This window comes from Microbacterium sp. GW823-FHT02G05 (assembly GCF_058797175.1).
Genome location: NZ_JBXAJK010000001.1, coordinates 336,611 through 359,675 on the forward strand (window position 1 = coordinate 336,611; position 23,065 = coordinate 359,675).

At 68.2% G+C, this 23,065-nt stretch carries 21 protein-coding genes; 8 read left to right on the top strand and 13 right to left on the bottom strand.

Features of this window, described 5'->3' with window-relative positions; all coding sequences use genetic code 11:
- Positions 1-40: 40 nt before the first annotated feature.
- The 4 genes from AC1REM_RS01575 to recQ form a co-directional block, all read right to left on the bottom strand.
- On the bottom strand, positions 41-445 hold the full coding sequence (locus AC1REM_RS01575; protein WP_492512996.1) for an arsenate reductase ArsC: 405 nt from the start codon (positions 443-445) through the stop codon (positions 41-43).
- 16 nt (positions 446-461) lie between these two features.
- Entirely contained in the window at positions 462-1,442 is a 981-nt protein-coding gene (locus AC1REM_RS01580) for a metalloregulator ArsR/SmtB family transcription factor (RefSeq protein WP_492512997.1), read from the bottom strand.
- Positions 1,439-2,509 carry an ACR3 family arsenite efflux transporter gene (gene arsB / locus AC1REM_RS01585; RefSeq protein WP_492512998.1) on the bottom strand — a complete coding sequence of 357 codons (1,071 nt, stop codon included), beginning with the start codon at positions 2,507-2,509 and terminating at the stop codon, positions 1,439-1,441. Before arsB ends, AC1REM_RS01580 begins: the two co-directional genes overlap by 4 nt.
- 135 nt (positions 2,510-2,644) lie before the next feature.
- Positions 2,645-4,648, bottom strand: a complete 2,004-nt coding sequence (recQ, locus tag AC1REM_RS01590) for a DNA helicase RecQ (RefSeq protein WP_492512999.1) — start codon at positions 4,646-4,648, stop codon at positions 2,645-2,647.
- Positions 4,649-4,736: 88 nt separating this feature from the next.
- Here recQ and AC1REM_RS01595 point away from each other — a divergent pair, with 88 nt between their 5' ends.
- Both AC1REM_RS01595 and AC1REM_RS01600 read left to right on the top strand, forming a co-directional pair.
- The gene (locus AC1REM_RS01595; protein WP_492513000.1) at positions 4,737-5,048 is read left to right on the top strand and encodes a GNAT family N-acetyltransferase; all 312 of its coding nucleotides are present in this window, start codon (positions 4,737-4,739) and stop codon (positions 5,046-5,048) included.
- Positions 5,049-5,050: 2 nt separating this feature from the next.
- Positions 5,051-5,983 (top strand): pirin family protein, encoded by a 933-nt coding sequence (locus tag AC1REM_RS01600; protein ID WP_492513001.1) that lies wholly within the window; start codon positions 5,051-5,053, stop codon positions 5,981-5,983.
- A gap of 18 nt (positions 5,984-6,001) precedes the next feature.
- Here the strand turns inward: AC1REM_RS01600 and AC1REM_RS01605 are convergent, their stop codons facing one another.
- The 6 genes from AC1REM_RS01605 to AC1REM_RS01630 are packed head-to-tail and all read right to left on the bottom strand — an operon-like array spanning position 6,002 to position 12,298.
- On the bottom strand, positions 6,002-7,459 hold the full coding sequence (locus AC1REM_RS01605; protein WP_492513002.1) for a sodium/solute symporter: 1,458 nt from the start codon (positions 7,457-7,459) through the stop codon (positions 6,002-6,004).
- Positions 7,456-7,830: a heavy metal transporter gene (locus AC1REM_RS01610; protein ID WP_492513003.1), complete on the bottom strand. Its 375-nt coding sequence runs from the start codon at positions 7,828-7,830 to the stop codon at positions 7,456-7,458. Before AC1REM_RS01610 ends, AC1REM_RS01605 begins: the two co-directional genes overlap by 4 nt.
- On the bottom strand, positions 7,830-8,546 hold the full coding sequence (locus AC1REM_RS01615; RefSeq protein WP_492513004.1) for a LytR/AlgR family response regulator transcription factor: 717 nt from the start codon (positions 8,544-8,546) through the stop codon (positions 7,830-7,832). The genes AC1REM_RS01610 and AC1REM_RS01615 overlap by 1 nt, the downstream gene beginning before the upstream one ends.
- A gap of 9 nt (positions 8,547-8,555) precedes the next feature.
- Positions 8,556-9,737, bottom strand: coding sequence for a sensor histidine kinase (locus AC1REM_RS01620; protein ID WP_492513005.1), 1,182 nt, complete (start codon positions 9,735-9,737; stop codon positions 8,556-8,558).
- A 31-nt stretch (positions 9,738-9,768) separates the two neighbouring features.
- Positions 9,769-10,014, bottom strand: a complete 246-nt coding sequence (locus AC1REM_RS01625; protein ID WP_492513006.1) for a YbdD/YjiX family protein — start codon at positions 10,012-10,014, stop codon at positions 9,769-9,771.
- A 1-nt stretch (position 10,015) separates the two neighbouring features.
- Entirely contained in the window at positions 10,016-12,298 is a 2,283-nt protein-coding gene (locus tag AC1REM_RS01630) for a carbon starvation CstA family protein (RefSeq protein ID WP_492513007.1), read from the bottom strand.
- A gap of 205 nt (positions 12,299-12,503) precedes the next feature.
- Here AC1REM_RS01630 and AC1REM_RS01635 point away from each other — a divergent pair, with 205 nt between their 5' ends.
- The 5 genes from AC1REM_RS01635 to AC1REM_RS01655 all read left to right on the top strand — a co-directional run bounded on the left by AC1REM_RS01635 (position 12,504) and on the right by AC1REM_RS01655 (position 17,082).
- A complete protein-coding gene (locus AC1REM_RS01635; protein WP_492513008.1) occupies positions 12,504-13,046 on the top strand; it encodes an ECF transporter S component in 543 nt (180 codons plus the stop codon).
- 72 nt (positions 13,047-13,118) lie between these two features.
- The gene (locus tag AC1REM_RS01640) at positions 13,119-14,804 is read left to right on the top strand and encodes an ABC transporter ATP-binding protein (protein ID WP_492513009.1); all 1,686 of its coding nucleotides are present in this window, start codon (positions 13,119-13,121) and stop codon (positions 14,802-14,804) included.
- Positions 14,801-15,619 carry an energy-coupling factor transporter transmembrane component T gene (locus AC1REM_RS01645; protein WP_492513010.1) on the top strand — a complete coding sequence of 273 codons (819 nt, stop codon included), beginning with the start codon at positions 14,801-14,803 and terminating at the stop codon, positions 15,617-15,619. Before AC1REM_RS01640 ends, AC1REM_RS01645 begins: the two co-directional genes overlap by 4 nt.
- Positions 15,620-15,628: 9 nt before the next feature.
- On the top strand, positions 15,629-16,504 hold the full coding sequence (locus AC1REM_RS01650) for a siderophore-interacting protein (protein WP_492513011.1): 876 nt from the start codon (positions 15,629-15,631) through the stop codon (positions 16,502-16,504).
- Positions 16,501-17,082, top strand: a complete 582-nt coding sequence (locus AC1REM_RS01655; RefSeq protein ID WP_492513012.1) for an ECF transporter S component — start codon at positions 16,501-16,503, stop codon at positions 17,080-17,082. The genes AC1REM_RS01650 and AC1REM_RS01655 overlap by 4 nt, the downstream gene beginning before the upstream one ends.
- A 71-nt stretch (positions 17,083-17,153) precedes the next feature.
- On the opposite strand, the gene AC1REM_RS01660 is transcribed toward AC1REM_RS01655, so the two are convergent.
- A complete protein-coding gene (locus tag AC1REM_RS01660) occupies positions 17,154-18,317 on the bottom strand; it encodes an acyl-CoA dehydrogenase family protein (protein ID WP_492513013.1) in 1,164 nt (387 codons plus the stop codon).
- 161 nt (positions 18,318-18,478) lie between these two features.
- Positions 18,479-19,429, bottom strand: coding sequence for a M15 family metallopeptidase (locus AC1REM_RS01665; protein WP_492513014.1), 951 nt, complete (start codon positions 19,427-19,429; stop codon positions 18,479-18,481).
- A gap of 110 nt (positions 19,430-19,539) precedes the next feature.
- Here AC1REM_RS01665 and AC1REM_RS01670 point away from each other — a divergent pair, with 110 nt between their 5' ends.
- Complete coding sequence (locus tag AC1REM_RS01670) at positions 19,540-20,658, top strand: Rv2578c family radical SAM protein (RefSeq protein ID WP_492513015.1); 1,119 nt, start codon at positions 19,540-19,542, stop codon at positions 20,656-20,658.
- 104 nt (positions 20,659-20,762) lie between these two features.
- On the opposite strand, the gene AC1REM_RS01675 is transcribed toward AC1REM_RS01670, so the two are convergent.
- Positions 20,763-23,063 carry a DEAD/DEAH box helicase gene (locus AC1REM_RS01675; protein ID WP_492513016.1) on the bottom strand — a complete coding sequence of 767 codons (2,301 nt, stop codon included), beginning with the start codon at positions 23,061-23,063 and terminating at the stop codon, positions 20,763-20,765.
- Positions 23,064-23,065 lie beyond the last annotated feature (2 nt).

Below are 23,065 nucleotides of genomic sequence, written 5' to 3' on the forward strand. Positions count from 1 at the left end.
CAAAGAGTGCGGCAGGGATCATCGGCACCCTCGCTGTGCGTCAGCCGAGCAGTTCCGCGATGAGGATCTCGACACGTCCTCTGATCTCGTCACGGATCGGGCGGACGGCGTCAATGCCCTGCCCCGCGGGGTCGTCGAGCGTCCAGTCCTCGTAGCGGGTGCCGGGGAAGAACGGGCATGCATCCCCGCAACCCATCGTGATGACGACATCGGATGCCTGAACGGCTTCGCTCGTGAGGACCTTGGGCTGCTCGGCCGTGATGTCGATACCCTCCTCGCGCATCGCCTCGACGGCGATCGGGTTGATGTGCTCGGCGGGCATGGACCCCGCAGAGCGCACCTCGATGCGGTCACCCGCGAGATGACGGAGGTACCCGGCGGCCATCTGCGAGCGGCCCGCATTGTGGACGCAGACGAAGAGCACGGAGGGCTGGGGAGCGTTCATGTTCAATTCGCTTCTTTCAGGGGATGAGGGTGGCAAGCAGACCGCGGACGCGGGCTTCGATGTCGTCGCGGATCGCCTCGATGCCTTCGGCAGAGGCGAGCGCCGGGTCTCCCACAGCCCACTCCTCGTAGCGGACGCCGGGGATGATCGGGCACACATCCCCGCAGCCCATCGTGATGACGACGTCGGCCGCGCGCACGGCGTCATCGGTGAGCGGCTTCGGGAAAGCAGCATCCGCCTCCTGATTCCCCTCAATATCAACGAGGAGAGAGCGCACCTGGGTATGCACCTGGGTGGCCGGCGACGAACCCGCAGAACGGGCGACGACCGCGCCGCCGGAGAGCTGATTGACGAGAGCGGCCGCGAGCTGCGAGCGCCCAGCGTTCTGCACGCAGACGAACAGCACCTGCGGGACGCCGGATGACCGATCACGCACGTGATCCGCGAGGCGCTGTCGCGCGAAGCGCTCGGTGAGGGAAATCAGGTGACCCGTGACCTTCGCGGAGCGCACGAGCCCCGCGTAGGACTCACGAACGATCGCGATCACGAGATCCCGATTCAGGCCCGTCAGCTCGTCGGCGAGATCTTCTCCCAATCGAGTCACGCGGGCGTCTGCGTCGCGCACCGCCTCGACACGTGCCTCCGCGTCCTCCTGAGCGGCGGCGACCGCAGCCGGCGCGAACGCATCGAGAAGCGCGGCGACAGCATGCTGCCTGCCTGGCGCGATTCGGTACCAGACCCACGTTCCGCGCCGCTCCGAGAGCAGTATCCCCGTCTCCTTGAGCACCTTGAGGTGGTGCGACACCGTCGGCTGTGACACCTCGGCCAGCGCAGCGAGATCGCACACACAGGACTCGCCCCGCGGATCGCTCGCGATCGCGGAGAGCATACGCAGGCGGAGCGGATCCGCGAGGGATTTCAGCGCCCCGGCGAGCTCTGCCGCAGCATCCGCCCCGATCGCATAAGTGGTGGACGGAGCACACGTCATCCCCGTCATGAGACACGCTCCTCGGCAGCGCGGGGATCAACCTGGAACCAGGAGCGAGCCATCCACAACGAGACGTAGACGAGACCGACAAGCACCGGCACCTCGATCAGCGGCCCCACCACCCCGGCGAGAGCCTGGCCGGATGCGGCACCGAAGGTGCCGATCGCGACCGCGATCGCGAGTTCGAAGTTGTTGCCGGCGGCCGTGAAGGCCAGCGTCGTCGAGCGCGCGTAGGTGAGACCGAGGCCCTTGCCGAGCAGCATGCCCGCGAACCACATCACGCCGAAGTAGACCAGCAGCGGGAGAGCGATGCGAGCGACGTCCAGCGGGTTGGAGGCGACCGCGTCACCTTGCAGCGCGAACAGCAGCACGATCGTGAAGAGCAGTCCGTACAGTGCCCACGGGCCGATGGTGGGCAGGAACCTCTGCTCGTACCAGTCGCGGCCGCGGCGCCTCTCGCCGATCCAGCGGGACGCGAAGCCGGCGAGCAGCGGAACCCCCAGGAAGATCAGCACATTGAGCGCGATGTTCCCCACGGATACGTCGAGACCCTGCGTATCGAGCCCCAGCCACCCCGGCAGTACGGAGAGATAGAACCAGCCGAGCGCAGAGAACGCGACCACCTGGAAGACGGAGTTGATCGCGATGAGCACAGCGGCGGCCTCGCGATCACCGCAGGCCAGGTCGTTCCAGATGACCACCATGGCGATGCAGCGCGCGAGCCCGACGATGATGAGCCCCGTGCGGTACTCGGGCAGGTCGGGCAGGAAGATCCAGGCCAGAGCGAACATCAGGGCGGGCCCGACCAGCCAGTTCAGAACAAGCGAGGAGACGAGCAGCCTCTTGTCGCCCGTCACAGCGGCGACTCTGTCGTAGCGGACCTTCGCGAGCACGGGGTACATCATCACGAGCAGGCCCAGCGCGATCGGCAGCGAGATACCGCCGATCTCGAGCCGAACGAGCAGGTCGGAGAGTCCGGGGGCGAAGCGACCGAGCAGCAGCCCCGCGATCATGGCGAGGCCGATCCACACCGCCAACCACTTGTCGAGCGTCGGCATGCGCACGGGGCGCGTCATCGCGGATGCGGAGGGCTCCCCAGCGGACGCGCGCGGATGCTGTTGATATGACACTTCTCTATATTGATGGAGATCGATATAGAGAGCAAACCTCCGCCACCGGGTTCACCGAACGTTCATCCGCACCGCACGTCGTCACCCCTCAGCGGCAATGACCGCGAGAACAGCCTCACCGTAGGCGGCACGCTTCTTCTCGCCGATACCCGTGATGCCGCCGAGGGCGGCGAGCGAGACGGGGCGCGCTTCGGCGAGCGCGCGCAGTGTGGCATCGCCGAAGACGATGTACGCGGGCACACCGGCCTCGCGAGCGGTCTCCGCGCGCCAGGCGCGCAGCGCCTCGAAGAGCGGCCGGTCGGCGGCATCCAGAGCATCAGCCGCCGAACGCTTGCTGCCCGACGCCTTCGCCCCCTTGCCGACGCGCGTGAGCACATCGCGCCGGAGCTGCACGGGAGTGGATCCGGACAGCACACCCGCGCTCGCGTCGCTCAGGCCGAGCGTGCCGTACTCGCCCTGCGCCTGCATGAGCCCCTGCGCCAGCATCTGCCGCACGACGCTGCGCCACTGCGCGTCCGAGAGATCGGCACCCAGGCCATAGGTGGAGAGCTCATCGTGGCGCATCGAGCGGATGCGTTCCGTGGATGCTCCTCGCAGGATGTCGATGAGATGACCGGCGCCGAACGACTGGCGACGCTCACGCTGCAGACGCACGATCGTGGAGAGCAGTTTCTGAGCGGGGATCAGGCCATCCCAGCTCTCCGGAGGCGTGAGGCAGGTGTCGCAGTTGCCGCACGGCTGCGCCTGCTGCCCGAAATAGCCGAGCAGGTTCTGACGACGGCAGGACACCGTCTCACAGAGGGCGAGCATGGCGTCGAGGTGCTGGTTCTGGCGCTGCTTGATCGCACGATCGCCGTCACCCTGCTGGATGAACCGGCGCTGCTGCACGACATCCGCGAGACCATAGGCCATCCAGGCCACCGAAGGCTCACCGTCGCGGCCCGCGCGCCCGGTCTCCTGGTAGTAGCCCTCGACGGACTTTGGCAGGTCGATGTGGGCGACGAAACGCACGTCGGGCTTGTCGATGCCCATGCCGAACGCGATCGTCGCGACGACCACGACACCGTCATCGCGCAGAAACCGCGCCTGGTTCGCGGCTCGCACCTCCGCGGGAAGACCGGCGTGGTACGGGATCGCGTCGATGCCCTGCTCGCGCAGGTACGTCGCCGTCTGCTCGACCGAGGAGCGGCTCAGCGCGTAGACGATACCTGCGACGCCATCGCCCTGCGAGCGGATGAAGGAGGTGAGCTGAGCGCGCACGTCGACCTTCGGGTCAATGCGGTACTGGATGTTGGGCCGGTCGAAACTCGCGACGAAGTGACGGGCCTCGGGCAGACGTAGCCGCTCGGTGATCTCGCGGTGCGTCTCGGCGGTGGCGGTCGCGGTGAGGGCGACGCGCGGAACCCCCGGGAACTTCTCGCCGAGGTCGCCGAGCGTCAGATAGTCGGGGCGGAAGTCGTGCCCCCACTGAGACACGCAGTGCGCTTCATCGATCGCGATGACGCTGAGGGTTCCCTGCTGCAGCAGACGCACAGTGGCGGCGTTGGACAGCCGCTCGGGGGCGACGTAGATGAGGTCGAGCTCACCGGCCAGGTACGCGCTTTCGACTTCCGCCCGCTCGGAAGCGGACTGCGTGGAGTTGAGGTAGGCCGCGCGCGCACCGTTAGCGGTGAGCGCGTCGACCTGATCATGCATGAGGGCGATGAGCGGGCTCACAACGAGGCCCGTGCCCTCGCGCACCAGCGCCGGAACCTGATAGCAGACGCTCTTTCCGCCGCCGGTCGGCATGAGCACGATCGCATCGCCGCCGGAGACCAGCTGGTCGATGATCGCGGCCTGGTCACCGCGGAACGAGTCATAGCCGTAGACGGTGTGCAGGGCGTCGAGTGCGGTCGCGTAGCGCGCGGGCGCGGCGGCGCGGGGAGCGGATGCCACGGCCGTAAACGACCTCGACCAGTCGAGCGGAGGCTCCCACCCGGCATCCGGTGGCGGCGCCTCGTCGTATGCCCCGGGTGCGTAGAAATCGTCGAGAGGAGCATCCGGATAGGGCAGCCCCTCGTACGGATCGGAGGAGGGCTGCGTCATGCTTCCAGCGTAACCAGAGCAGGCGACATCGGTTCGGCCCCGATGTCTCCGATCCGTCGTAAGTTGGAACCAGAGGTGAAGGAGAGACATGAGCGACATCACGGTCACCCGCAACGACGAGGCGTCTCGCTACGAGATCCACCATGACGGCGTTCTCGCGGGCTTCGCCGAATTCGATCTGCGCCCCGGCGCGATCCGCTTCATCCACACCGAGGTCGATCCGGCGTTCCAGGGCAAAGGCCTGGCCGGACGCCTCGCCGCCGATGCGCTGGCCGATGCCGCCGCATCCGGCGAGACGATCGTGCCACTGTGCCCCTACATCGCCAAGTACCTCACGACGCATGAGGTGCCGGGCGCGACCATCCGCTGGCCTGAGCGCCGCGCGACTCCCGACACCTGATCATGCACGGCCCCCGCTCAATCCTGCTCGAACCCCGTGAGGTGCCACTCGGCGGTGTGCGCGCGATGAACGTGCAGCGCATCCTGCCCAATCGCGAACTGCCAACCATCGGCGCGTGGTGCTTCTTCGACCGCTTCGGTCCCGACGAGGTGCGCATGCGCGTCGAACCGCACCCGCATATCGGCCTGCAGACCGTGACCTGGCCTCTCGTCGGCGAGGTCCGACACAGGGACACCCTCGACAGCGATGTGGTGCTGCGCCGCGGCCAGCTGAATCTGATGACGGCCGGCAACGGCATCGCCCACTCCGAGTACTCGGTGGGCGATGGGCCCGTGCCCCTGGACGCGCTGCAGTTCTGGGTGGTGCTTCCGGATGCGTCACGCCACGGTGCCCCTGGCTTCGAGCAGCACGCCGACCTGCCACGCATCGCACTGCCGTCGATGGAAGGACCGGATGCGGCGGCGACGGTCGTCCTCGGTGAGTTCGCCGGCGTGCGTTCACCTGCGACCGTGTTCACCCCGATCGTGGGCGCCGAGATCGAGCTCTCGGCGGACAGTCGCATCCGCGTGCCCCTCGACCCCGCATGGGAGCACGGAATCGTGCTCGTCGAGGGTGAGGTGCGCGTCGTCGACGGCGACGCCGAGACGGTCATCCCGCGCGGCGAGCTGCTGTTCCTCGGTGATTCGCGCGACGGCATCGACGTCCTCACGACAGAGGGTGCGCAACTGTTCCTGCTGGGCGGAGAGCCGTTCGACGAGGGCATCGTGATGTGGTGGAACTTCGCAGGACGCACGCACGAGGAGATCGTTCAGGCACGCGAAGACTGGGAGGCGGATGCGGCGCGCTTCGGCACCGTTCCCGGGCACGGCGACGTGCGCATCCCTGCCCCGCCGATTCCGCCCGTGCGGTTGAAGGCGCGCTACCGCTCGATCTGATCTGAGCACGCCCGAGGGTCAGCCCCGCTCCGGCGCGTGCACCCGGGCGAGGAAGCGCTCCGTGCGCGGCGACGGACCGCGCGGATCCATGATCGAGACGACGATCGTCACGGCGGTGGCGAGCGGGATGCTCCAGGCCGCCGGCTGCGCGAGGAACGGTGCCGCGGCACCGACCCCGTCGATGACACCGTAGACGAGGAGCGCGAGTCCCGCGGACAGCCCGCCCACGCCCATTCCCGCGACCGCACCTCGTGCGGTCAGGCCCCGCCACCACACCCCCAGCAGCACGATCGGCGACAGCGTGGACGCGGCGATCACGAACACGACGCCGACACTGGATCCGAGGCCGGCGGGGGCGGTGAGCAGCGCCACGGCGAGCGGCACGATCGCGCACAGCACCGCCGAGAGGCGGAATGAGCGCACCGAGCCCGAGAAGACGTCCTGGCTGATGACACCGGCGAGGGAGACGACGAGCCCGGCAGAGGTGGCGAGGAAGGCAGCGAAAGCTCCGGAGACGATGAGCGCCGTGAGCAGCTCGCCGATGAGGCCCGGGAAGATCCGGGAGGGCAGCAGCAGAACGACGGTGTCGGCGACCCCCGGCACCGCGAGGTCGGGAGCCGCGATGCGGGCCAGCAGTCCCATCGTGCTCGAGACCATGTAGAAGACGCTCACCATGCCGATCACGATGACAGTCGTCCCGCGCGCAGACACCCCGGTGGGACTCGTGTAGAACCGCACGAGCACGTGCGGCAGCCCCATCGTTCCCAGCAGCAGCGCGATCATGAGCGAGGCGGTCTGGTACGCGTCGAAGCCGGACGGCCCCGCCTCGGCAGGGAAGACGAGTGCCGGATCGATGTCGTGCGGCCCCGACCCGAGTGCGAAGGCGATGCAGACGACGGGAACCAGCAGCGCGGTGAGCTTCAGCCAGTACTGGAACGCCTGCACGTACGTGATCGCGCGCATGCCACCCGCGGCGACCGCCACCCCCACGAGCACGGCGACGGTCACACCGCCGACCCAGGTCGGAAGACCCGCGACGACGAAGAGCGTGATGCCGGCGCCGTGTAGCTGCGGCACGATGTACAGCCAGCCGATCACGAGCACCGCGAGACTCGTCACGCGCCGGGCCGAGGTCGACTCCAGGCGCGCCTCGACGAAGTCGGGGATGGTGTGCGCCCCACTGCGGCGCAGTGGGGCGGCGACGAATGCGAGCACGAGCAGGTATCCGGCCGCGTAGCCGATCGGGAACCAGAATCCGCGGGCGCCGTCGAGCAGCACGAGTCCGGAGAGTCCGAGGAACGTCCCCGCAGACAGATACTCACCGCTGATCGCCGACGCGTTCCATACCGGCCGCACCGTGCGGGAGGCGACGAAGAAGTCGCTGGTCGTTCGCGAGATGCGCAGTCCGTACACGCCGATCAGCAGCGTGGCGATGACGACCAGCGCGACACCGACGATGTCGAGAACCGGGCTCATTCGCGTTCCCTCAGTGCCCGGTAGCGCCGCTCATTGCGCACCGCGCCTCGGACATAGATCACGGCGAACACGACGATGATCGGATAGAACGCGTACGCCTGCAAGAGCCACGGCAGCGGCACGCCCCCGATCACGACCTGGTTCAGATCGTCCACCAGCGCGATCACCAGCGCGAGGGCCACGACGACCACGACGAAACCGGCGACGACCCCCAAAGCCAGCCGCAGCTGGCTGCGCACCAGCGCGCGCACGAACACAGCATCCGCCTCATCCACCGGCGCCCCCGGCAAAGCAATCCCGCGCGTCAGGGGCGCGCCGCGCTGCGGCGGAAGATCCGCCGTGACCCGCACCCGCTTCGGTGTCTCGGGCATCAGGCGCCCGCTCCGCGCACGAGCGCTTCGCGCACGGCGGCGACGAGTCGCCGACTGACCGGCAGCGCGGTGTCACCGATCGACACCGACGGCTCCGAGCCCGAAAGCCGCGCCTCCGAGACCGCATCAGCCCGTACGAGGAAGGAGCGGTGGATACGCAGGAACCCAGCATCCGCCCACCTCGTCTCGAGTTCGGAGATCGGTGTGCGGATCAGATGACCGCTCCCGTCGCCCGTATGCAGCCGCGAGTAGTCGCCCTGCGCCTGCACCCACCGCACGTCGCTGCGGCGCACGAAACGCACGTGGGATCCGACCGTGACCACGAGCATCTCGTCATCACCGGATCGCGGCGCTTCGCCGAGTTCCAGAACATGGTCGATCGCGCGGCGCAGTCGCTCCGCGCGCACCGGCTTGAGCAGGTAGTCGATGGCCCGCAGCTCGAAGGCCTCGACGGCTCGGGCATCGTCGGCGGTCACGAAGACCACCGCTGGCGGGGCGACGAGCCCCAGCGCTGCGCGGGCGATGTCGGTGCCTGCGAGTCCCGGCATGTGGATGTCGAGGAAGGCGATGCGCACGGGGCGCTCCGACAGGATCCGCAAAGCCTCGGCACCCGAGGTGGCCGTGAGGATCTCGCCGATGCGGTCATCGGCGCGCAGCAGGTGGACGAGCTCGTCCAGGGCGGGCGTCTCGTCGTCGGCGACGAGCACATCGATCATGGGCACCCCTCAATCACTCTCGGGATCGTGCAGAGGCTGCGACTTCGGCACCTGCATGCGCACCAGGGTACCCGCGCCGGTGTTCGTCTCGACGACGAGCCCGCCCTCGCTGCCGTAGAGCTGCCGAAGGCGCGTGTCGACGTTGCGCAGTCCCACGTGCAGGCCGTCGTCGGCGGCGGTCAGAGTCGCCTGCAGGGCGGTCGGATCCATGCCGACGCCGTCGTCCTCGACCGTGATCTCGGTGGCGACGCCGACGTCGCGGGCGATGATGCGGATCTCGCCGCCGCCCTCCCCCGGCTCCAGCCCGTGACGCACGGCGTTTTCGACCAGGGGCTGCACGGACAGGAACGGGATCACCGTCGCCAGTGTCTCCGGCGCGACCTGCAGCGTCACGCGCAGGCGATCGCCGAAGCGGGCGCGCTCGAGTTCGAGATACGAGTGGATGCTGCCGAGCTCTTCCGCGAGCGTCGTGAACTCACCCTTCCGGCGGAACGAGTACCGCGTGAAGTCCGCGAACTCCAGCACGAGCTCCCGCGCCCGGGCGGGGTCGGTGAGGATGAACGACGCGATCGCGGTGAGTGCGTTGTAAATGAAGTGCGGCGAGATCTGCGCGCGGAGGGAGCGCAGCTCGGCCTCGGCGAGCTGCGTGCGCGAGGCGTCGAGACCGCCGAGCGCGAGCTGGGCCGCGCACCAGTCGGCGACCTCCTCCGCGGCGCGAACGAGCGTCGCGGGGACGCGCTCCGCGAAGGCGACGAGCACGCCGAGGATCTGATCATCGACGCGGATCGGAGCACCGACGGCCTCCAGCGCGTCATGTTGCCGCGGCGAGGGGAAGACCTGCCGACGACCGGACGCGCGCACCTGTGCGGCGATGCGCCGCGCAGCGGACTCCAGCCCGTCGGACGCGCCGTCGAACCACACGCCGTCGTCCTCCGAGACGATCGCGACCGCGGCGCTGCCCAGCAGCACCCGCAGGTGGCGCGACGCCTTCACGACATCCGGTCCGGAGAGCCCTCCGCGCAGATGCGGTGCCGCGAGGCTCGCCTGGTGCAGCGCACGCAGCGTCGCCTGCTCCGCCTCGCTGCCGAGATCCGCACCGCCGCGCGCCAGCCGCCGCACGAGCAGCAGCAGCAGCGTGAGCGCGATGCCCCCGAGAGCGCCGAAAACGGCGGCGAGCACGACATCCGTCATGCCTTCAGCCTAAGCATCCGCGGTCTTGCCCTCAGCAGCAGCGCGCACCTGGATTGCGATCCTGATCGTCCATCTTCTGCCGCCAGAACTGCCGCTCGGTCATCGGTTCCTCATCAGGGTGCTGACGACGCTGATGCGCGACATAGGTCGCGTAGGCGCTGTCGCCCATGAGGTTCGTGATGTACCAGCGGATGCCACCGCCCACCCGCCCTGCGACGCGGAGGAGCGCGCGCAAGCGGGTGGGCGTGGCGTTCGCCGGTGAGGCGATCTCGGTCATGTCAGTGCTTCGCTCCCGCGCGCTCATCGGCGAGGATCGGCTCCCACTGCTTCTCGAGCTCACGCTCGGCAGTGCTCGGAAGGAAGCCCGCCGGGGCGTAGCGACGCGAGGCGACCGGCGCATCCTCGGTGTTCTCTCCGCCACCATTGCGGATCGCCTTGATCGTCGAGACGATCGCCGAGATCATCACGATGATCGCGAGCACGACGAACACGATCGAGAGCGTTCCCTGCACAGCCGTGTTGCGGATGACCGCGTCCACGACCTCCGGGGCACCCAGCGAGCCGTCGCCGCTGTCGCGCGCCGCGACGTAGCGGAAGTGGTTCGACCAGTAGCCGATCGCGGGCACGGGCGAGGCGATCTTGTAGATCGACGCCGTGATGGTGACGACGGCCGTGAACGCGAGGGGCACGGCGATGATCCACAGCCAGCGGAAGTAGCTGCGCCCCCGCTTGGCGACGATCGCCAGCACGACCGCGAGCGCGATCGCGGCGAGCAGCTGGTTCGCGATTCCGAACAGCGGGAAGAAGGTGTTGATGCCGCCGAGCGGGTCGGTGACGCCGAGGATGAGGATCGTTCCCCATCCGGCGACCATGATCGCCGTGCAGATCCACACACCAGGACGCCAGGAGACGTCACGGAACTTCGGAGCCCAGGCCCCGATGGAGTCCTGCAGCATGAAGCGCGCGACCCGGGTTCCCGCGTCGACCGCCGTGAGGATGAACAGCGCCTCGAACATGATCGCGAAGTGGTACCAGAACGCCATGAGCGCCTGCCCGCCGAGCGCCTGCTGCATGATGTGCGCGAGGCCGAGCGCGAGCGTCGGTGCGCCACCGGTGCGCGAGACGATCGATTCCTCACCGACCGCCTGTGCGGTGCCGGTGAGCATCTCGGGTGTCAGGTTCACCCCGGTCAGTCCGAGGGAGTTCACAAACGCGACGGCACCCTCGACAGTGCCGCCGGTCGCGGCCGCAGGCGCGTTCATGGCGAAGTAGATGCCCTGGTCGATCGAGATCGCGGCGACGAGGGCCATGATCGCGACGAAGGACTCCATGAGCATGCCGCCGTAGCCGATGAAGCGGGTCTGGCGCTCCTTCTCGATGAGCTTCGGTGTTGTTCCCGACGCGATCAGCGCATGGAAGCCGGACAGGGCACCACAGGCGATCGTGACGAAGAGGAAGGGGAAGAGCGGACCCGCGAACACCGGACCCATTCCGTTCTCACCGAAGATCGTGATCGCGGGGACCGTGATCTCGGGACGCACGAGCACGATGGCTCCGGCGAGCATCACGACGACGCCGATCTTCATGAAGGTCGACAGGTAGTCGCGCGGGGCGAGCAGCAGCCAGACCGGGAGGACGGCGGCGATGAAGCCGTAGATGATGATGCCCCACGCGATCGTGGTGCGGTCGAGGTGGAAGATCGCCTGACCCCACTCGGTGCCGGCGACCCAGCCTCCACCGATGATCGCGGCCATGAGCAGCGCGAAGCCGATGATCGAGATCTCGGTCACCTTGCCGGGGCGCAGGTAACGCAGGTAGATGCCCATGAACAGGGCGATCGGGATCGTCATCGAGACCGAGAAGACGCCCCAGGGGCTCTCGCCCAGCGCGTTGACGACGACGAGCGCGAGGATCGCCACGATGATCAGCATGATCAGCAGGGATGCGATGATCGCGGCGGTTCCACCGATCTTGCCGAGCTCCTGACGGGCCATCTGGCCGATCGTGCGGCCTCCGCGGCGCATCGAGAAGAAGAGCACGAGGTAGTCCTGCACCGCGCCGGCGAGCACGACGCCGACGATGATCCAGATGGTTCCGGGCAGGAAGCCCATCTGCGCGGCGAGCACGGGGCCAACGAGCGGGCCAGCGCCGGCGATCGCGGCGAAGTGGTGTCCGTAGAGCACGCGACGGTCGGTGGGGACGTAGTCCTTGCCGTCCTGCTTGACCTCGGCGGGGGTGGCCCGGCGGTCGTCGGGGCGCGTGATGTAGCGCTCGATGACCTTCGAGTAGAAGCGGTAGCCGATCAGATACGTGCAGACCGCGGCGAACACGAACCAGATCGCGTTGACGGTCTCGCCGCGGACAATGGCCAGCATCGTCCACGCCACGGCTCCGAGCAGCGCGATGGCCACCCAGAGGATGATCTTCGGCAGCGTCCAGCTGCTGGCCTTGCGGTCGTCCTCGGCCGACAGGGCGACCGGGGGAAGGTTCGGATTGGTCACGATCTCGGGCTCATCGATGAGCCCTGAGCCGCCGCTGCGGCGCGACGATGGTGCAGTCATGGGGTTCTCCTCGGGGTGCGCGTCTTTGCGTCTCCCCACGGTAGGGAGGTCCGTGTCCGCAGGAGGGGCGGGAAGCGGATGCTGCGACGAGCGGCGTCGATGGCGCGACGAACGGTTCACGGCGCAGCATCCGACCACTCATTGCCGGCGATTAAACCCGGGACCTCGCGCCGTCGGAAGTGTCCCGCGACAGTAGGCTTGTGCCGTGGCTACCCGTTCCGTTCTGTCGACCCGCGTCCTTCTGGTGTGCGCGGCGATCGGCGTCGCGACCGGGCTCCTCGGCGGGATCGCCGGGTGGATCACACTTCCCGTCCTCGCCGGCCCCGCGTTCCTCTACGGCCTCGTGCTCGGCTCGCACGTGCTGCCGGGCATCATCGCCCAGGAAGTGCTGCGCAAGCCCCTCGTCGCGCTCATCACACACGTGCTCGCCGCGCTCATCGCGAGCGCTTTCAACCCGGCCTGGTCGATGCGGTTCATCGGCACCGCACTGCTGTTCGGGCTCATCCAAGAGGGCGTCGCCGCGCTGACACGCTATCGGTCCTGGGGTGCGTGGCGCTTCTTCATCTCGGCGGCGATCATCGGTGTCTTCGTGGCTGTCGTGGTGTTCTTCGCCGCGAATCTCGAAGTGCAGCCGCTGTGGGCGCAGATCGCCTATCTGGTGATCTCCGTGCTGGGTCCGATCGCCTGGACCGCGATCGGACTGGCGATCGGCGCTGCTCTGGGCCGCGCGGGTGTCGCCCGACGCTGACTCCCGGATAGCGGATCAGGTAAGGCTCATCTAAATTAGTCTGAGACCCCTCTCGCAGACTCGAGGCCCGACGTGCGTCCATCCGCGCCCCTGCTCCGCGTGCGTGACCTCTCGATCACCCACGCCGGTTCCGCGCATCCGTCCCCGCGAGACGTCTCGTTCGACATCCACCCCGGCGAGGTCGTGCTTCTGCTCGGCGCATCCGGCTCGGGCAAGTCCACTCTGACGCTCGCCCTGAACGGTCTCATCCCGCACGCGGTGCCGGCGGAGATGACGGGTCTGGTTGAGGCGGGTGGCCTCGACACCGCTGACAATCCGACCGCGACGCTGAGCACGCACGTCGCGATGGTGTTCCAGGATCCGGACGCGCAGATCGTCACGGGGTCGGTCTACGACGAGGTCGCTTTCGGTCCAGAGAACCTGCGGCTCCCGCTCGACGAGGTGCGCGCCAGGACGGAGAGCGCCCTGCGCCGCGTCGGCCTGTGGGAGCGCCGGGACGAGAATCCCGATCGGCTCTCTGGGGGCGGACGCCAGCGGCTCGCGATCGCCTGCGCCCTCGCGATGGGTTCGCCGCTGATCGTGCTCGACGAGCCGACGGCGAACCTCGATCCGCAGGGGATCGACGATGTCTACGCTGCGCTCACGGACGTGGTCGCCGAAGGAGACCGCGCGATCCTTCTGGTCGAGCACAATCTCGACGCCGCGATGGCCTTCGTCACCCGCACGATCGTGCTCGACCGCGAGGGGCGCATCGCCTTCGACGGCCCCGCAGCCGAGACGATCCGGGCACACGCCGATGACCTGCTCGAGATGGGCGTATGGCTTCCCGGAGCGACCCTCGCCGCGCTGCGGCTGCGAAAGCAGGGGCGACAGCTCGACCGGCTGCCGCTGCCGCTGTCGCCGGAAGACCTGGCTGCTGCTCTGGCGGCACATCCCGTGGCTCCATCGACGGAGCCCGCGCCGGGGCATCCTGCCACACCCGAGGCCCCGCAGCCCGAAACGATCATCCGCACCCGCGGGCTGTCGGTGAAACGTCGTCGCACGGAGATCCTGCGCGGCATCGACCTCGACATCCCCGCAGGCAGCCTCACCGCGATCGTCGGCGCGAACGGCGCCGGCAAGACCACGCTCATCCAGGCGCTCGCCGGCGTCGTCCCGCCGCCGAAGGGGCAGGTCACGATCGACGGCGTCGATCCGGGCACCGCAGCACCCCGTGACCTCGCTGCACGCGTGGGCTTCGTCTTCCAGAACCCCGAGCACCAGTTCATCGCAGCGACCGTCTACGACGAGCTCGCGCACGGGTTGCGCCTGCAGCGCATGGCCCCCGACGAGATCACCGACCGGGTGAACGACATGCTCGGCCGCTTCGGCCTCTCGCACAAGGCGGAGGTGCACCCGTTCCTGCTGTCCGGCGGTGAGAAGCGGCGCCTGTCCGTCGGCACCGCACTGATCACCCGGCCCCGCGTGCTCGCGCTCGATGAGCCGACGTTCGGTCAGGACAGGGCGCGGGCGTCGGAGTTGCTCGATCTGCTCCAGCAGCTGCGCGCAGAAGGAACGACGATCGTCATCGTCACGCATGATCTCCAGCTCGTCGCCGAGCACACGAGTCACCTGATCGTGCTCGCCGACGGCAGCGTTCGTGCGGCAGGCGCGACTGCGGCGCTCTTCGACGAGCCCGCGATCCTCATCGACGCCGGCCTGCGTGTTCCGCCGCTGCAGCGCGTGCTCACCTCGGCGGGACTCGGGGTGATGCCATGACAAGCACCGCCTTCGACCCCTACGCACGGATGACCGCATCCGCGCCCCATCAGTTCCTCTACTCCCTCAATCCGCTCGCCAAGGTGATCGGATTCGCGCCGGCCATGGCCGTGCTCATCTTCGTGCGCGACCTCGCCACCCCGGCCGCCTTCCTCGCTCTCGCCTATGCCCTGCTGCTCGTGGGAGCCCGACTCACTCCCCGACTGCTCGCACTGCTGCTGCTCGCGCTGCCGGTCGGCGTGATCGCGATCGCCTTCGGATTCTCTCTGTGGGTCGACGCATCGCTCGTCGCCGACACCACGCCCGTCGCCTCGATCGGCGGATGGACGCTGTACAGCGGCGCACTCGCGATCGGACTCGCGACGGGGCTCCGCCTCGGGGCGATCGTCGCCCTCGCTCTCGTCGGCGGACTCACCACGAGCGGACCCGACCTCGTCCGTGCGAGCGTGCAGCAGCTGCGGGTGCCGTACCGCATCGGATACACCGCCCTGGCCGCCTTCCGCTTCGTGCCCCGCTTCGGCCACGAGCTGGCGGTGATCCGCGCCGCGCACCGCGTCCGCGGCCACCACGGCGGACGAGGGCCGCTCTCCCGCATCGCCCGCGGGTGGGGGTACATCGTGCCCCTCCTCGCCGGCGCGATCCGACATGCAGAGCGCGTCTCCCTCGCGATGGACTCTCGCGCGTTCGGGGCGTTCCCCTCGCGCACCGAGCGGTACCTGGTGCCATTCCGCGCACGCGACATCGTGTTCGTCGTGGCGACGCTCGCCCTCTCCGCCGCGATCCTCATCGCGTTCTTCCCCTGGCAACCGATGTGAAAGGCCCCCATGGCATTAAGCAAGATGGTCAAGCCTGAGACCGCCGAACTCCTGCACCTGACGGTGCTGCGCACGGAGCGCCTCTCCACGCACTGGATCCGCGTGACCCTGGGTGGCGGGGACATCGCGCGCTTCACGCCCATGGGATTCGACCAGTGGTTCCGGCTGTTCCTGCCCATCGGCGGTGACGCCGGGCTGGATCGGGTGCCGGCCAAGGCGAACAAGATGCTCGGCTACCTGAAGTTCTTGCGCATCCCCGACGGAGAGCGTCCGGTGATGCGCAACTACACGGTTCGCGCCTACCGCCCTGCGACCACCGAGACCGGGGCTGAGATCGATGTCGACTTCGTGCTCCACGGCTCGGCCGCGGAGGGCACCGCCGGGCCCGCCTCCCGCTGGGCCGAGACCTGCGCTCCCGGCGAGCACGTGCTGATCATCGATGAGGGTCTCGCCTTCAACCCCGAGCGTGGCACGGATCGCGTGGTGCTGATCGGCGATGAGACGGCTCTGCCCGCGATCTCCGCGATCTGCGCGTCACTGCCTGGCGACGCCACGGGAGTCGCGATCATCGAGGTTCCGTCGGAGCAGGATGCGCTCGACTTCCCTCGCCCGCAGGGGATCGTCGTGACCTGGGTCATCCGCCCGGAGGGCACCGCCCCGGGGACGCTCGCCCTTGCCTCGCTCGACACCGCAACGTTGCCCGGCGCCCCATTCCACGCCTATGCGGCGGGAGAGCAGGCACTGGCGTCCGGCGTGCGCAAGCTGCTCGTGGGTGAGCGCGGTGTCGACAAGAACGCCGTGAGCTTCTGCGGATACTGGAAGATCGGCGCCGCATCGCCAGCGTCGAAGGCCGCGCGTGCGGCGGCCGCGGAGCCGCTGTCGTGACCGCCGCTCCGAACGCCCGCGCGCGGCGCTTCCACTTCCCCACCGCGATCCTGCTCACGTGCGCGGCTCTCGGCGTGGCCGGCGGCCTGCTGCTCGCCCCGGCGAACTGGGTGTCCACCATGCTGTTCGCCGCCTTGCCCTTCGTCAGCGTGGGTCTCGCGGGCCTCTGGCTGCTGCCTTCAGTCATCGCGCTGCGACTTCTGCGCCGCCCCTTTGTCGGACTGTTCGTCGGTCTGCTCGCGGGTCTTGTGATCGTGCCGCTCTCCGGCCAAGGGTTCGGCAGCGTCGCCACGAACCTGTGGTGGGCGGCCTTCACCGAGCTGCCGTTCCTCTTCGTGCTCTGGCGCTACTGGGGAACGTGGCTGCACTACGTCGGCGCCGTGGTCGTGGGCATCGTCTACCCGCTGCTTGCGTGGGCCTCATTCGACCTCAGCAGCTTCACGCTGCCCGTCCAGCTGCTCTTCTTCGCGATCACGCTCGCCAGCTGCATCGGAGGCACCGCGCTGGGAATCCTCATCGCCGACCGGCTGCGTGCCGCGGGCGTCGGCGGGCGACGCCCGGTGTCGGCGCGGTCCTGACGAGCGGTTCGCCCTCCTGACGAGAAGAGGGGCCCGGATGCAGCATCCGGGCCCCTCTTCTCAACGCGATGTCAGCGCTTGCCTGCGATCTGACGCCCGACGAGATCGCGCATGATCTCGTTCGTGCCGCCGTAGATACGGTGCACACGAGCATCGGTGAAGGCCCGCGCGATCGGGTACTCCATGATGTAGCCGTAACCGCCGTGCAGCTGCACGCCGATGTCGAGCAGCTCCCACTCGCGCTCGGTGGCCCAGAACTTCACCTTCGCGGCGTCCTCGGCCGAGAGCCGGCCGTCGCGGTAGGCGAGCAGCGCGCGGTCGATGTACGCCCACATCGCGTCGGTCGTCGCAGCCATGTCGGCGAGACGGAAGCGGGTGTTCTGGAAGTCGGCGATGCGCTCACCGAACGCCTCGCGATCCTTCGTGTAGGCGACGGTCCAGTCGAGCGCGGCCTGGCCTGCGGCCGCTGCGGCGACACCGATCGACAGACGCTCGAGCGGAAGGTTCAGCATCAGCTGGATGAAGCCCTGCCCCTCCTTGCCGCTGATGAGGTTCTCCTCCGGGATGAAGACATCCGTGAAGCTCAGCTCGGCGGTGTCCCACCCGTGGAAGCCCATCTTGCTGAGCTTCTTGCCCTGCTCGAAGCCCTCCATGCCCTTCTCCACGATCAGCAGGCTGAACGCGTCAGGACGGTTGCCCTCGCCGGTCTTGACGAAGGTGACGACCATGTCGGCGGTCGTGCCGGAGGAGATGAACGTCTTCGCGCCGTTGAGGATGTACCCGCCGTCGACCTTCTTGGCGTTGGTCTTGATGCCGCGCAGGTCGCTGCCCGCGCCAGGGTCGGTCATGGCCAGCGCGCCGAGCACCTCGCCGGTCGCCATGCGCGGAAGCCACTTTGCCTTCTGCTCGGGGGTGCCCATGTGCACGAGATACGGCACGGCCAGGTCGTCCTGGATACCGAAGGCACCGGCGAGCGAGCCCGCACCGGCGGCGATGACCTCTTCCATCACGATCGTGCGGAAGCGGTAGTCCTGCAGCATTCCGGCACCGCCGAACTCCTCGGGAACGGAGAGCCCGATCAGTCCGGCTTCTCCAGCGGCGAGCATGGTCGCGCGGTCGATCTCACCGTCGGCGTCCCACTTCGCGAGCGATTCCGTGGTGACGTGCCGCTTGACGAAATCCTTCACCAGCTCACGGAATGCTTCGTGGTCCTCGTCGTAGATGTCGCGTTCCATCGCGCGTCCTCCCAGTCGATAGGGTGCTTCACTGCACCGCGAGTCTAGGGATTCCGCCGACCGGACGAAAGAACATTGTGAGAATGCATCTCACCGTTCGTGATACTCGGTGTCAGCATTGTGGAATGCCACCAGATCCCGTCGAACCGCGGATTCCTCGATCAGTCGGCGTAGCCTGGCGCATCGGGAAGCGCGAAGAACTGTTCCAGTGATTGGTAGCCACCCTCATGGTAGGCGCGGGCTAACTCCGTGCCGATGTAGCGCAGGTGCCACGGCTCGGGCGCATATCCGGTTGATGCTGTCGCGGACGCCTCGTAGCGCACGATGAACCCGTACTGCCAGCCGTTCTCCGCGACCCAGACCCCCGCCGGCGTGCCCCCGAAGTCGTAGATGCCGCCGCATCCGTCCGCGCAGCTGACCACGTCGGCTGCGAGACCAGTCTGATGCTCGCTGTGTCCGGGACGGGCAGAGACCTCGTCCGCACCCTCCTGCCCGAGCTCGTCCACGTGACCGGAGTAGTTGCCGACCTGCGTCTCGAAGGAGCGGTAGCCACTGCCGAGCGCCAACGGACCGAGGCCCGCCGCCACCGTGGCATCCGACATCGCATCCAACGCTGCGGCGACATCCGCACGCACCGGCCCCGCAGAGGAATCGCGAAGGAGCGCCGGCTCACCCAACGACGCAGGAGCGTACTCCGCCGGCGAGAGCGAGCGCAGCTTGTTGACCACGAGCCACAGCCGCACCGGATCAGCGAGATCGACGCACGGAGCATTGCCCGTGGCCACCGCCGCACGAAAAGCCGCGCCACCGCCGAAGGCCGCGACGGCTGCATTGTCATCACCAGAGGCGAGCGCCTGCTGCACCATGGGCTCCGCACAGTGGTCGACGACCTCTGCCGCCTGTATTTCGACGACAGGAAGCTCTTGGGCAGTCACCGGCAGAGGAGGCACACGCAGCGCCGCTGACCCCGCGCCGGTGGCGGCTCCTGCACCTTCAAACAGCGCCAGGATGATCCCGAGAACAGTCACCGCGATGCCGATCGGCACGAAGATGCGCAACGCGGAAGAGCTCGCCCGGGCATGGCGAGCAACCGGACGCTGCGGGTCAGTCACCCCTTCATTGTCTCCCCCTTCACTGGACGGATGCTCCACCTCTCCACAGATTCGAAGATTTCGACGATCCCACCTTGACGATCATTCGATCATCTGTTCGAATGGAGCGTATGAGATGGCAAGGGCAGCGACTGGGAGAGGTGGATGCGTCAGCCCTGCCCGGACTGGAAGACCGCACCGGCATCCTTCGCACCGTGACGACACCGGAGTTCGCAGGAATGACGTTCCACGAGGTGCTCGCGAAGTCTGTTCTCAACGCCGTTCCGGGCGCCTCGCGCATGCCGTTCTCCTGGACCATCAACCCCTATCGGGGGTGCAGCCATGCCTGCACGTACTGTTTCGCGCGAGGCACTCACACCTATCTCGACCTCGACGGAGGAGCCGATTTCGACTCTCAGATCGTCGTGAAGGTCAACGCAGTCGAGATCCTCGAGAAGGAGCTGCGACGCGGCCGCTGGAAGCATGAGACCGTCGCCCTCGGCACCAACACCGATCCGTACCAGCGGGCCGAAGGCCGCTATCAGCTGATGCCGGGAATCATCCGGGCACTCGCCACGTCCGGCACTCCGATGTCGATCCTCACGAAAGGCACGCTCATTCGGCGCGATATCCCCCTGCTCGTCGACGCGGCGACGCAGGTGCCCGTCGACGTGCAGATGTCGATCGCCATGTACGACGATGAGTTGCAGAAGGCGATCGAACCCGGCGCGCCCAGCACGCAGGCCCGCCTTGACACAGTGCGGGCCCTCAGCGACGCCGGCTTCCCCGTGACGGTGTTCCTGATGCCGATCATGCCGCACCTCACCGACTCCCTCGCCGCAATCGACACGGCACTTGCACGCATCAAGACGGCAGGCGCCGGCAGCGTGATCTACGGGGCGCTGCATCTACGCCCCGGTGTGAAACCGTGGTTCCTGCAGTGGCTCAGCCAGACCCGCCCCGACCTGCTCTCGTCCTACCGAACGCTCTATCCGGGCGCCGCCGCCGAAGCACCGAAGGTGTATCGGCAGTGGCTCGCGAACCGCGTCCGGCCGCTGATCCGGATGCACGGACTCGATCGTGGATCGGGCGGCACCGGTAGCTCGTCGCGCGGGTTCCGCCAGGAAGAGGTCTTGCAGGAGCGACCCGTCGGAGCCGCCGCGACACCTCCGATGCCCACGTTTCGGACCGATCGCACGCGTCGATCCGCACCCGCAGGCGCGCCCCAGCCGGCCCCCATGCTGTTCTGAGCCGGAGCGGGAGCGGAGGCTGTTCGAGGCCACAGACGATCTTGCATCAACAAAGGGCCCCGCCCCGCACGAGTGCAGAACGGGGCCCTTCACGGTTGTTCGTGTCAGCGGGTGAGTTCGTCCGCCGTCAGAGTGCGTCCGGTGATCTCATCGATCACGTCGTCGCCGACGCGAGCACTCTCGAAGGGTGCGTCGATCTCGGCGCGGTCGAGCAGCTCGGTCATGCGACGCTGACGCTGACGGGTGATGAGGGTGACGACACGGCCCGAACGGCCCGCACGACCGGTGCGGCCCGAACGGTGCAGGTACGTCTTGTACTCGTCAGGAGCGTCGGCCTGGACGACCAGGTCGATGTCGTCGACGTGGATGCCACGAGCTGCGACGTCCGTCGCCACGAGCACCTGCGCACGGCCAGAGGTCAGACGCTGCAGGTTGCGCGTGCGCTTGGCCTGGTTCAGGTCACCGTGGAGCGAGACGGCCGAGATCCCGGCATCCTCGAACTGCTCCGCCAGCATCTCGGCGTACGCCCGCGTGCGAGCGAAAACGAGCGTCTGCCCCTCACGGTCGACGAGCGAGGTGAGGATGTCGGCCTTCTCGCGGTGCTCGATCACGAGCACGCGGTGCTCGATCGTCCCCGAGTTCTGGTCTTCTCCCGCGACCTCGAAGACCGCCGGGTCGACCAGGAACTCCTCGACGAGAGAGGCGACCTCGCGGTCGAGCGTCGCCGAGAACAGCAGCTTCTGGCTGCCGTCCGCCGTGTGACGCAGGATGCGCTGCACCGGCTCGACGAAGCCGAGCTCGCACATGTGGTCGGCCTCGTCGAGCACGGCGATCTCACACTCGGAGAGGTTGAGTTTGCCCTGGTTGATGAGGTCTTCGATGCGACCGGGGGTGCCGATGATGATGTCGACGCCCTTCTTCAGCGCACCCACCTGGCGGGCCTGCGGGACACCGCCGTAGATCTGCGTCGTGAACAGGCCGACGCTGCGCGCGATCGGCTGGATCGTGCGGTCGATCTGCAGCGCGAGCTCACGGGTCGGCGCGAGGATGATCGCACGCGGCGCACGACCGAACTCACGCTTCTTGCCCTTCTGCGCGAGCAGGATGCGCTCGACAAGAGGCGCCCCGAAGGCGATCGTCTTGCCCGAGCCCGTGCGACCACGAGCGAGGACATCGCGTCCTTCGAGGACAGCGGGGATCGAGGCCGCCTGGATCGGGAACGGCGTCGCCGCCCCCATGTTGCTCAGCGTCTCGACGATGTTCGAGCCCAGGCCGAGGTCACCGAACGTGACACCTTCGACCTCGGTCGCGGCGACAGCCTTCGCCTCGAGACGCTCGTGCACGACGTCGTCGGCCTGGTGGGCCGGCTTCGCGGTGCGGTTCCAGTCATCGCGGCTCGGACGCTCTTCGCGACGCGGGCGGTCGCTGTAGTCGCGACGGGGGCGGTCGTCGTTGAAGCGGGGGCGCTCGTTGGTGAACGAGCGCTGCGGGCGGTCACCATCGAAGGAGCGCTGCGGGCGGTCACCGTACTCACGACGGGGACGGTCGTCGCGCTGCGGGCGGTCATTGCTGAACGAACGCTGGGGACGCTCGTCGTTGCCATAGCGGGGACGGTCGCCACCGCGGTCGTTGAAACGAGGGCGCTCGCCACCACGGTCGTCGCGGTTCGGACGGTCACCGCCGTACGAACGCTGCGGACGGTCACCGAAGTCACGACGCGGACGATCATCGTTGAAACGAGGGCGGTCATTGGTGAAAGAGCGCTGCGGGCGGTCACCGAAATCGCGACGCGGACGGTCATCGCGCTGCGGACGATCATTGTTGAACGAACGCTGGGGACGCTCATCGTTGCCATAGCGAGGACGGTCGCCACCACGGTCGTTGAAACGAGGGCGCTCGCCACCACGGTCGTCGCGGTTCGGACGGTCACCGCCGTACGAACGCTGCGGACGGTCACCGAAGTCACGACGCGGACGATCATCGTTGAAACGAGGGCGGTCGCCCTGGAAACGGGGGCGCTCGTTGAAGCGTCCGCGCTCAGCGCCACCCTCCGAGGAACGGTGGTGCGGGCTCTCGCGGCGGCCGTCGACGGCACGGTTGCGGATGCTGCGCGCCTCGTCGCGACCGGCACGCTCCTGCGCCGTCCACCGCTGTTTGGGTGCACCCTCGGCCTCAGTGCGGAATCCGCGGTGGCCGGGGCTGCGGCTGCCAGGGCGACGGTCGAAGCCGGCGGAGGGTCGGCGCTCCGACGCATCCGAGCGCTCGGAACGACCCGCACCGCGGGCGTCGTCGCGTCCGGCGCCGGGGCGCGCGTGACGGTCGTGGAAGGAGGTCTTCTTCTCGCCGTATCGCGGCTCGAAGTTGCGGGCGGGGCGACCACCCTTGGGCTTGTGGCTCTTAGGCATGG

Bases quoted from the DNA above. Each gene is read 5' to 3' on its own strand.
- recQ (WP_492512999.1), bottom strand. From the start codon at position 4,648: ATGACGCAGCCCTCCTCCGATCCGTACGAGGGGCTGCCCTATCCGGAT.
- AC1REM_RS01610 (WP_492513003.1), bottom strand. From the start codon at position 7,830: ATGCCCGAGACACCGAAGCGGGTGCGGGTCACGGCGGATCTTCCGCCG.
- AC1REM_RS01630 (WP_492513007.1), bottom strand. From the start codon at position 12,298: ATGACTGCACCATCGTCGCGCCGCAGCGGCGGCTCAGGGCTCATCGAT.
- AC1REM_RS01575 (WP_492512996.1), bottom strand. From the start codon at position 445: ATGAACGCTCCCCAGCCCTCCGTGCTCTTCGTCTGCGTCCACAATGCG.
- AC1REM_RS01670 (WP_492513015.1), top strand. From the start codon at position 19,540: ATGAGATGGCAAGGGCAGCGACTGGGAGAGGTGGATGCGTCAGCCCTG.
- AC1REM_RS01675 (WP_492513016.1), bottom strand. From the start codon at position 23,063: ATGCCTAAGAGCCACAAGCCCAAGGGTGGTCGCCCCGCCCGCAACTTC.
- arsB (WP_492512998.1), bottom strand. From the start codon at position 2,509: ATGACGCGCCCCGTGCGCATGCCGACGCTCGACAAGTGGTTGGCGGTG.
- AC1REM_RS01605 (WP_492513002.1), bottom strand. From the start codon at position 7,459: ATGAGCCCGGTTCTCGACATCGTCGGTGTCGCGCTGGTCGTCATCGCC.
- AC1REM_RS01580 (WP_492512997.1), bottom strand. From the start codon at position 1,442: ATGACGGGGATGACGTGTGCTCCGTCCACCACTTATGCGATCGGGGCG.
- AC1REM_RS01620 (WP_492513005.1), bottom strand. From the start codon at position 9,737: ATGACGGATGTCGTGCTCGCCGCCGTTTTCGGCGCTCTCGGGGGCATC.
- AC1REM_RS01595 (WP_492513000.1), top strand. From the start codon at position 4,737: ATGAGCGACATCACGGTCACCCGCAACGACGAGGCGTCTCGCTACGAG.
- AC1REM_RS01660 (WP_492513013.1), bottom strand. From the start codon at position 18,317: ATGGAACGCGACATCTACGACGAGGACCACGAAGCATTCCGTGAGCTG.
- AC1REM_RS01600 (WP_492513001.1), top strand. From the start codon at position 5,051: ATGCACGGCCCCCGCTCAATCCTGCTCGAACCCCGTGAGGTGCCACTC.
- AC1REM_RS01650 (WP_492513011.1), top strand. From the start codon at position 15,629: ATGGCATTAAGCAAGATGGTCAAGCCTGAGACCGCCGAACTCCTGCAC.
- AC1REM_RS01615 (WP_492513004.1), bottom strand. From the start codon at position 8,546: ATGATCGATGTGCTCGTCGCCGACGACGAGACGCCCGCCCTGGACGAG.
- AC1REM_RS01645 (WP_492513010.1), top strand. From the start codon at position 14,801: ATGACAAGCACCGCCTTCGACCCCTACGCACGGATGACCGCATCCGCG.
- AC1REM_RS01625 (WP_492513006.1), bottom strand. From the start codon at position 10,014: ATGACCGAGATCGCCTCACCGGCGAACGCCACGCCCACCCGCTTGCGC.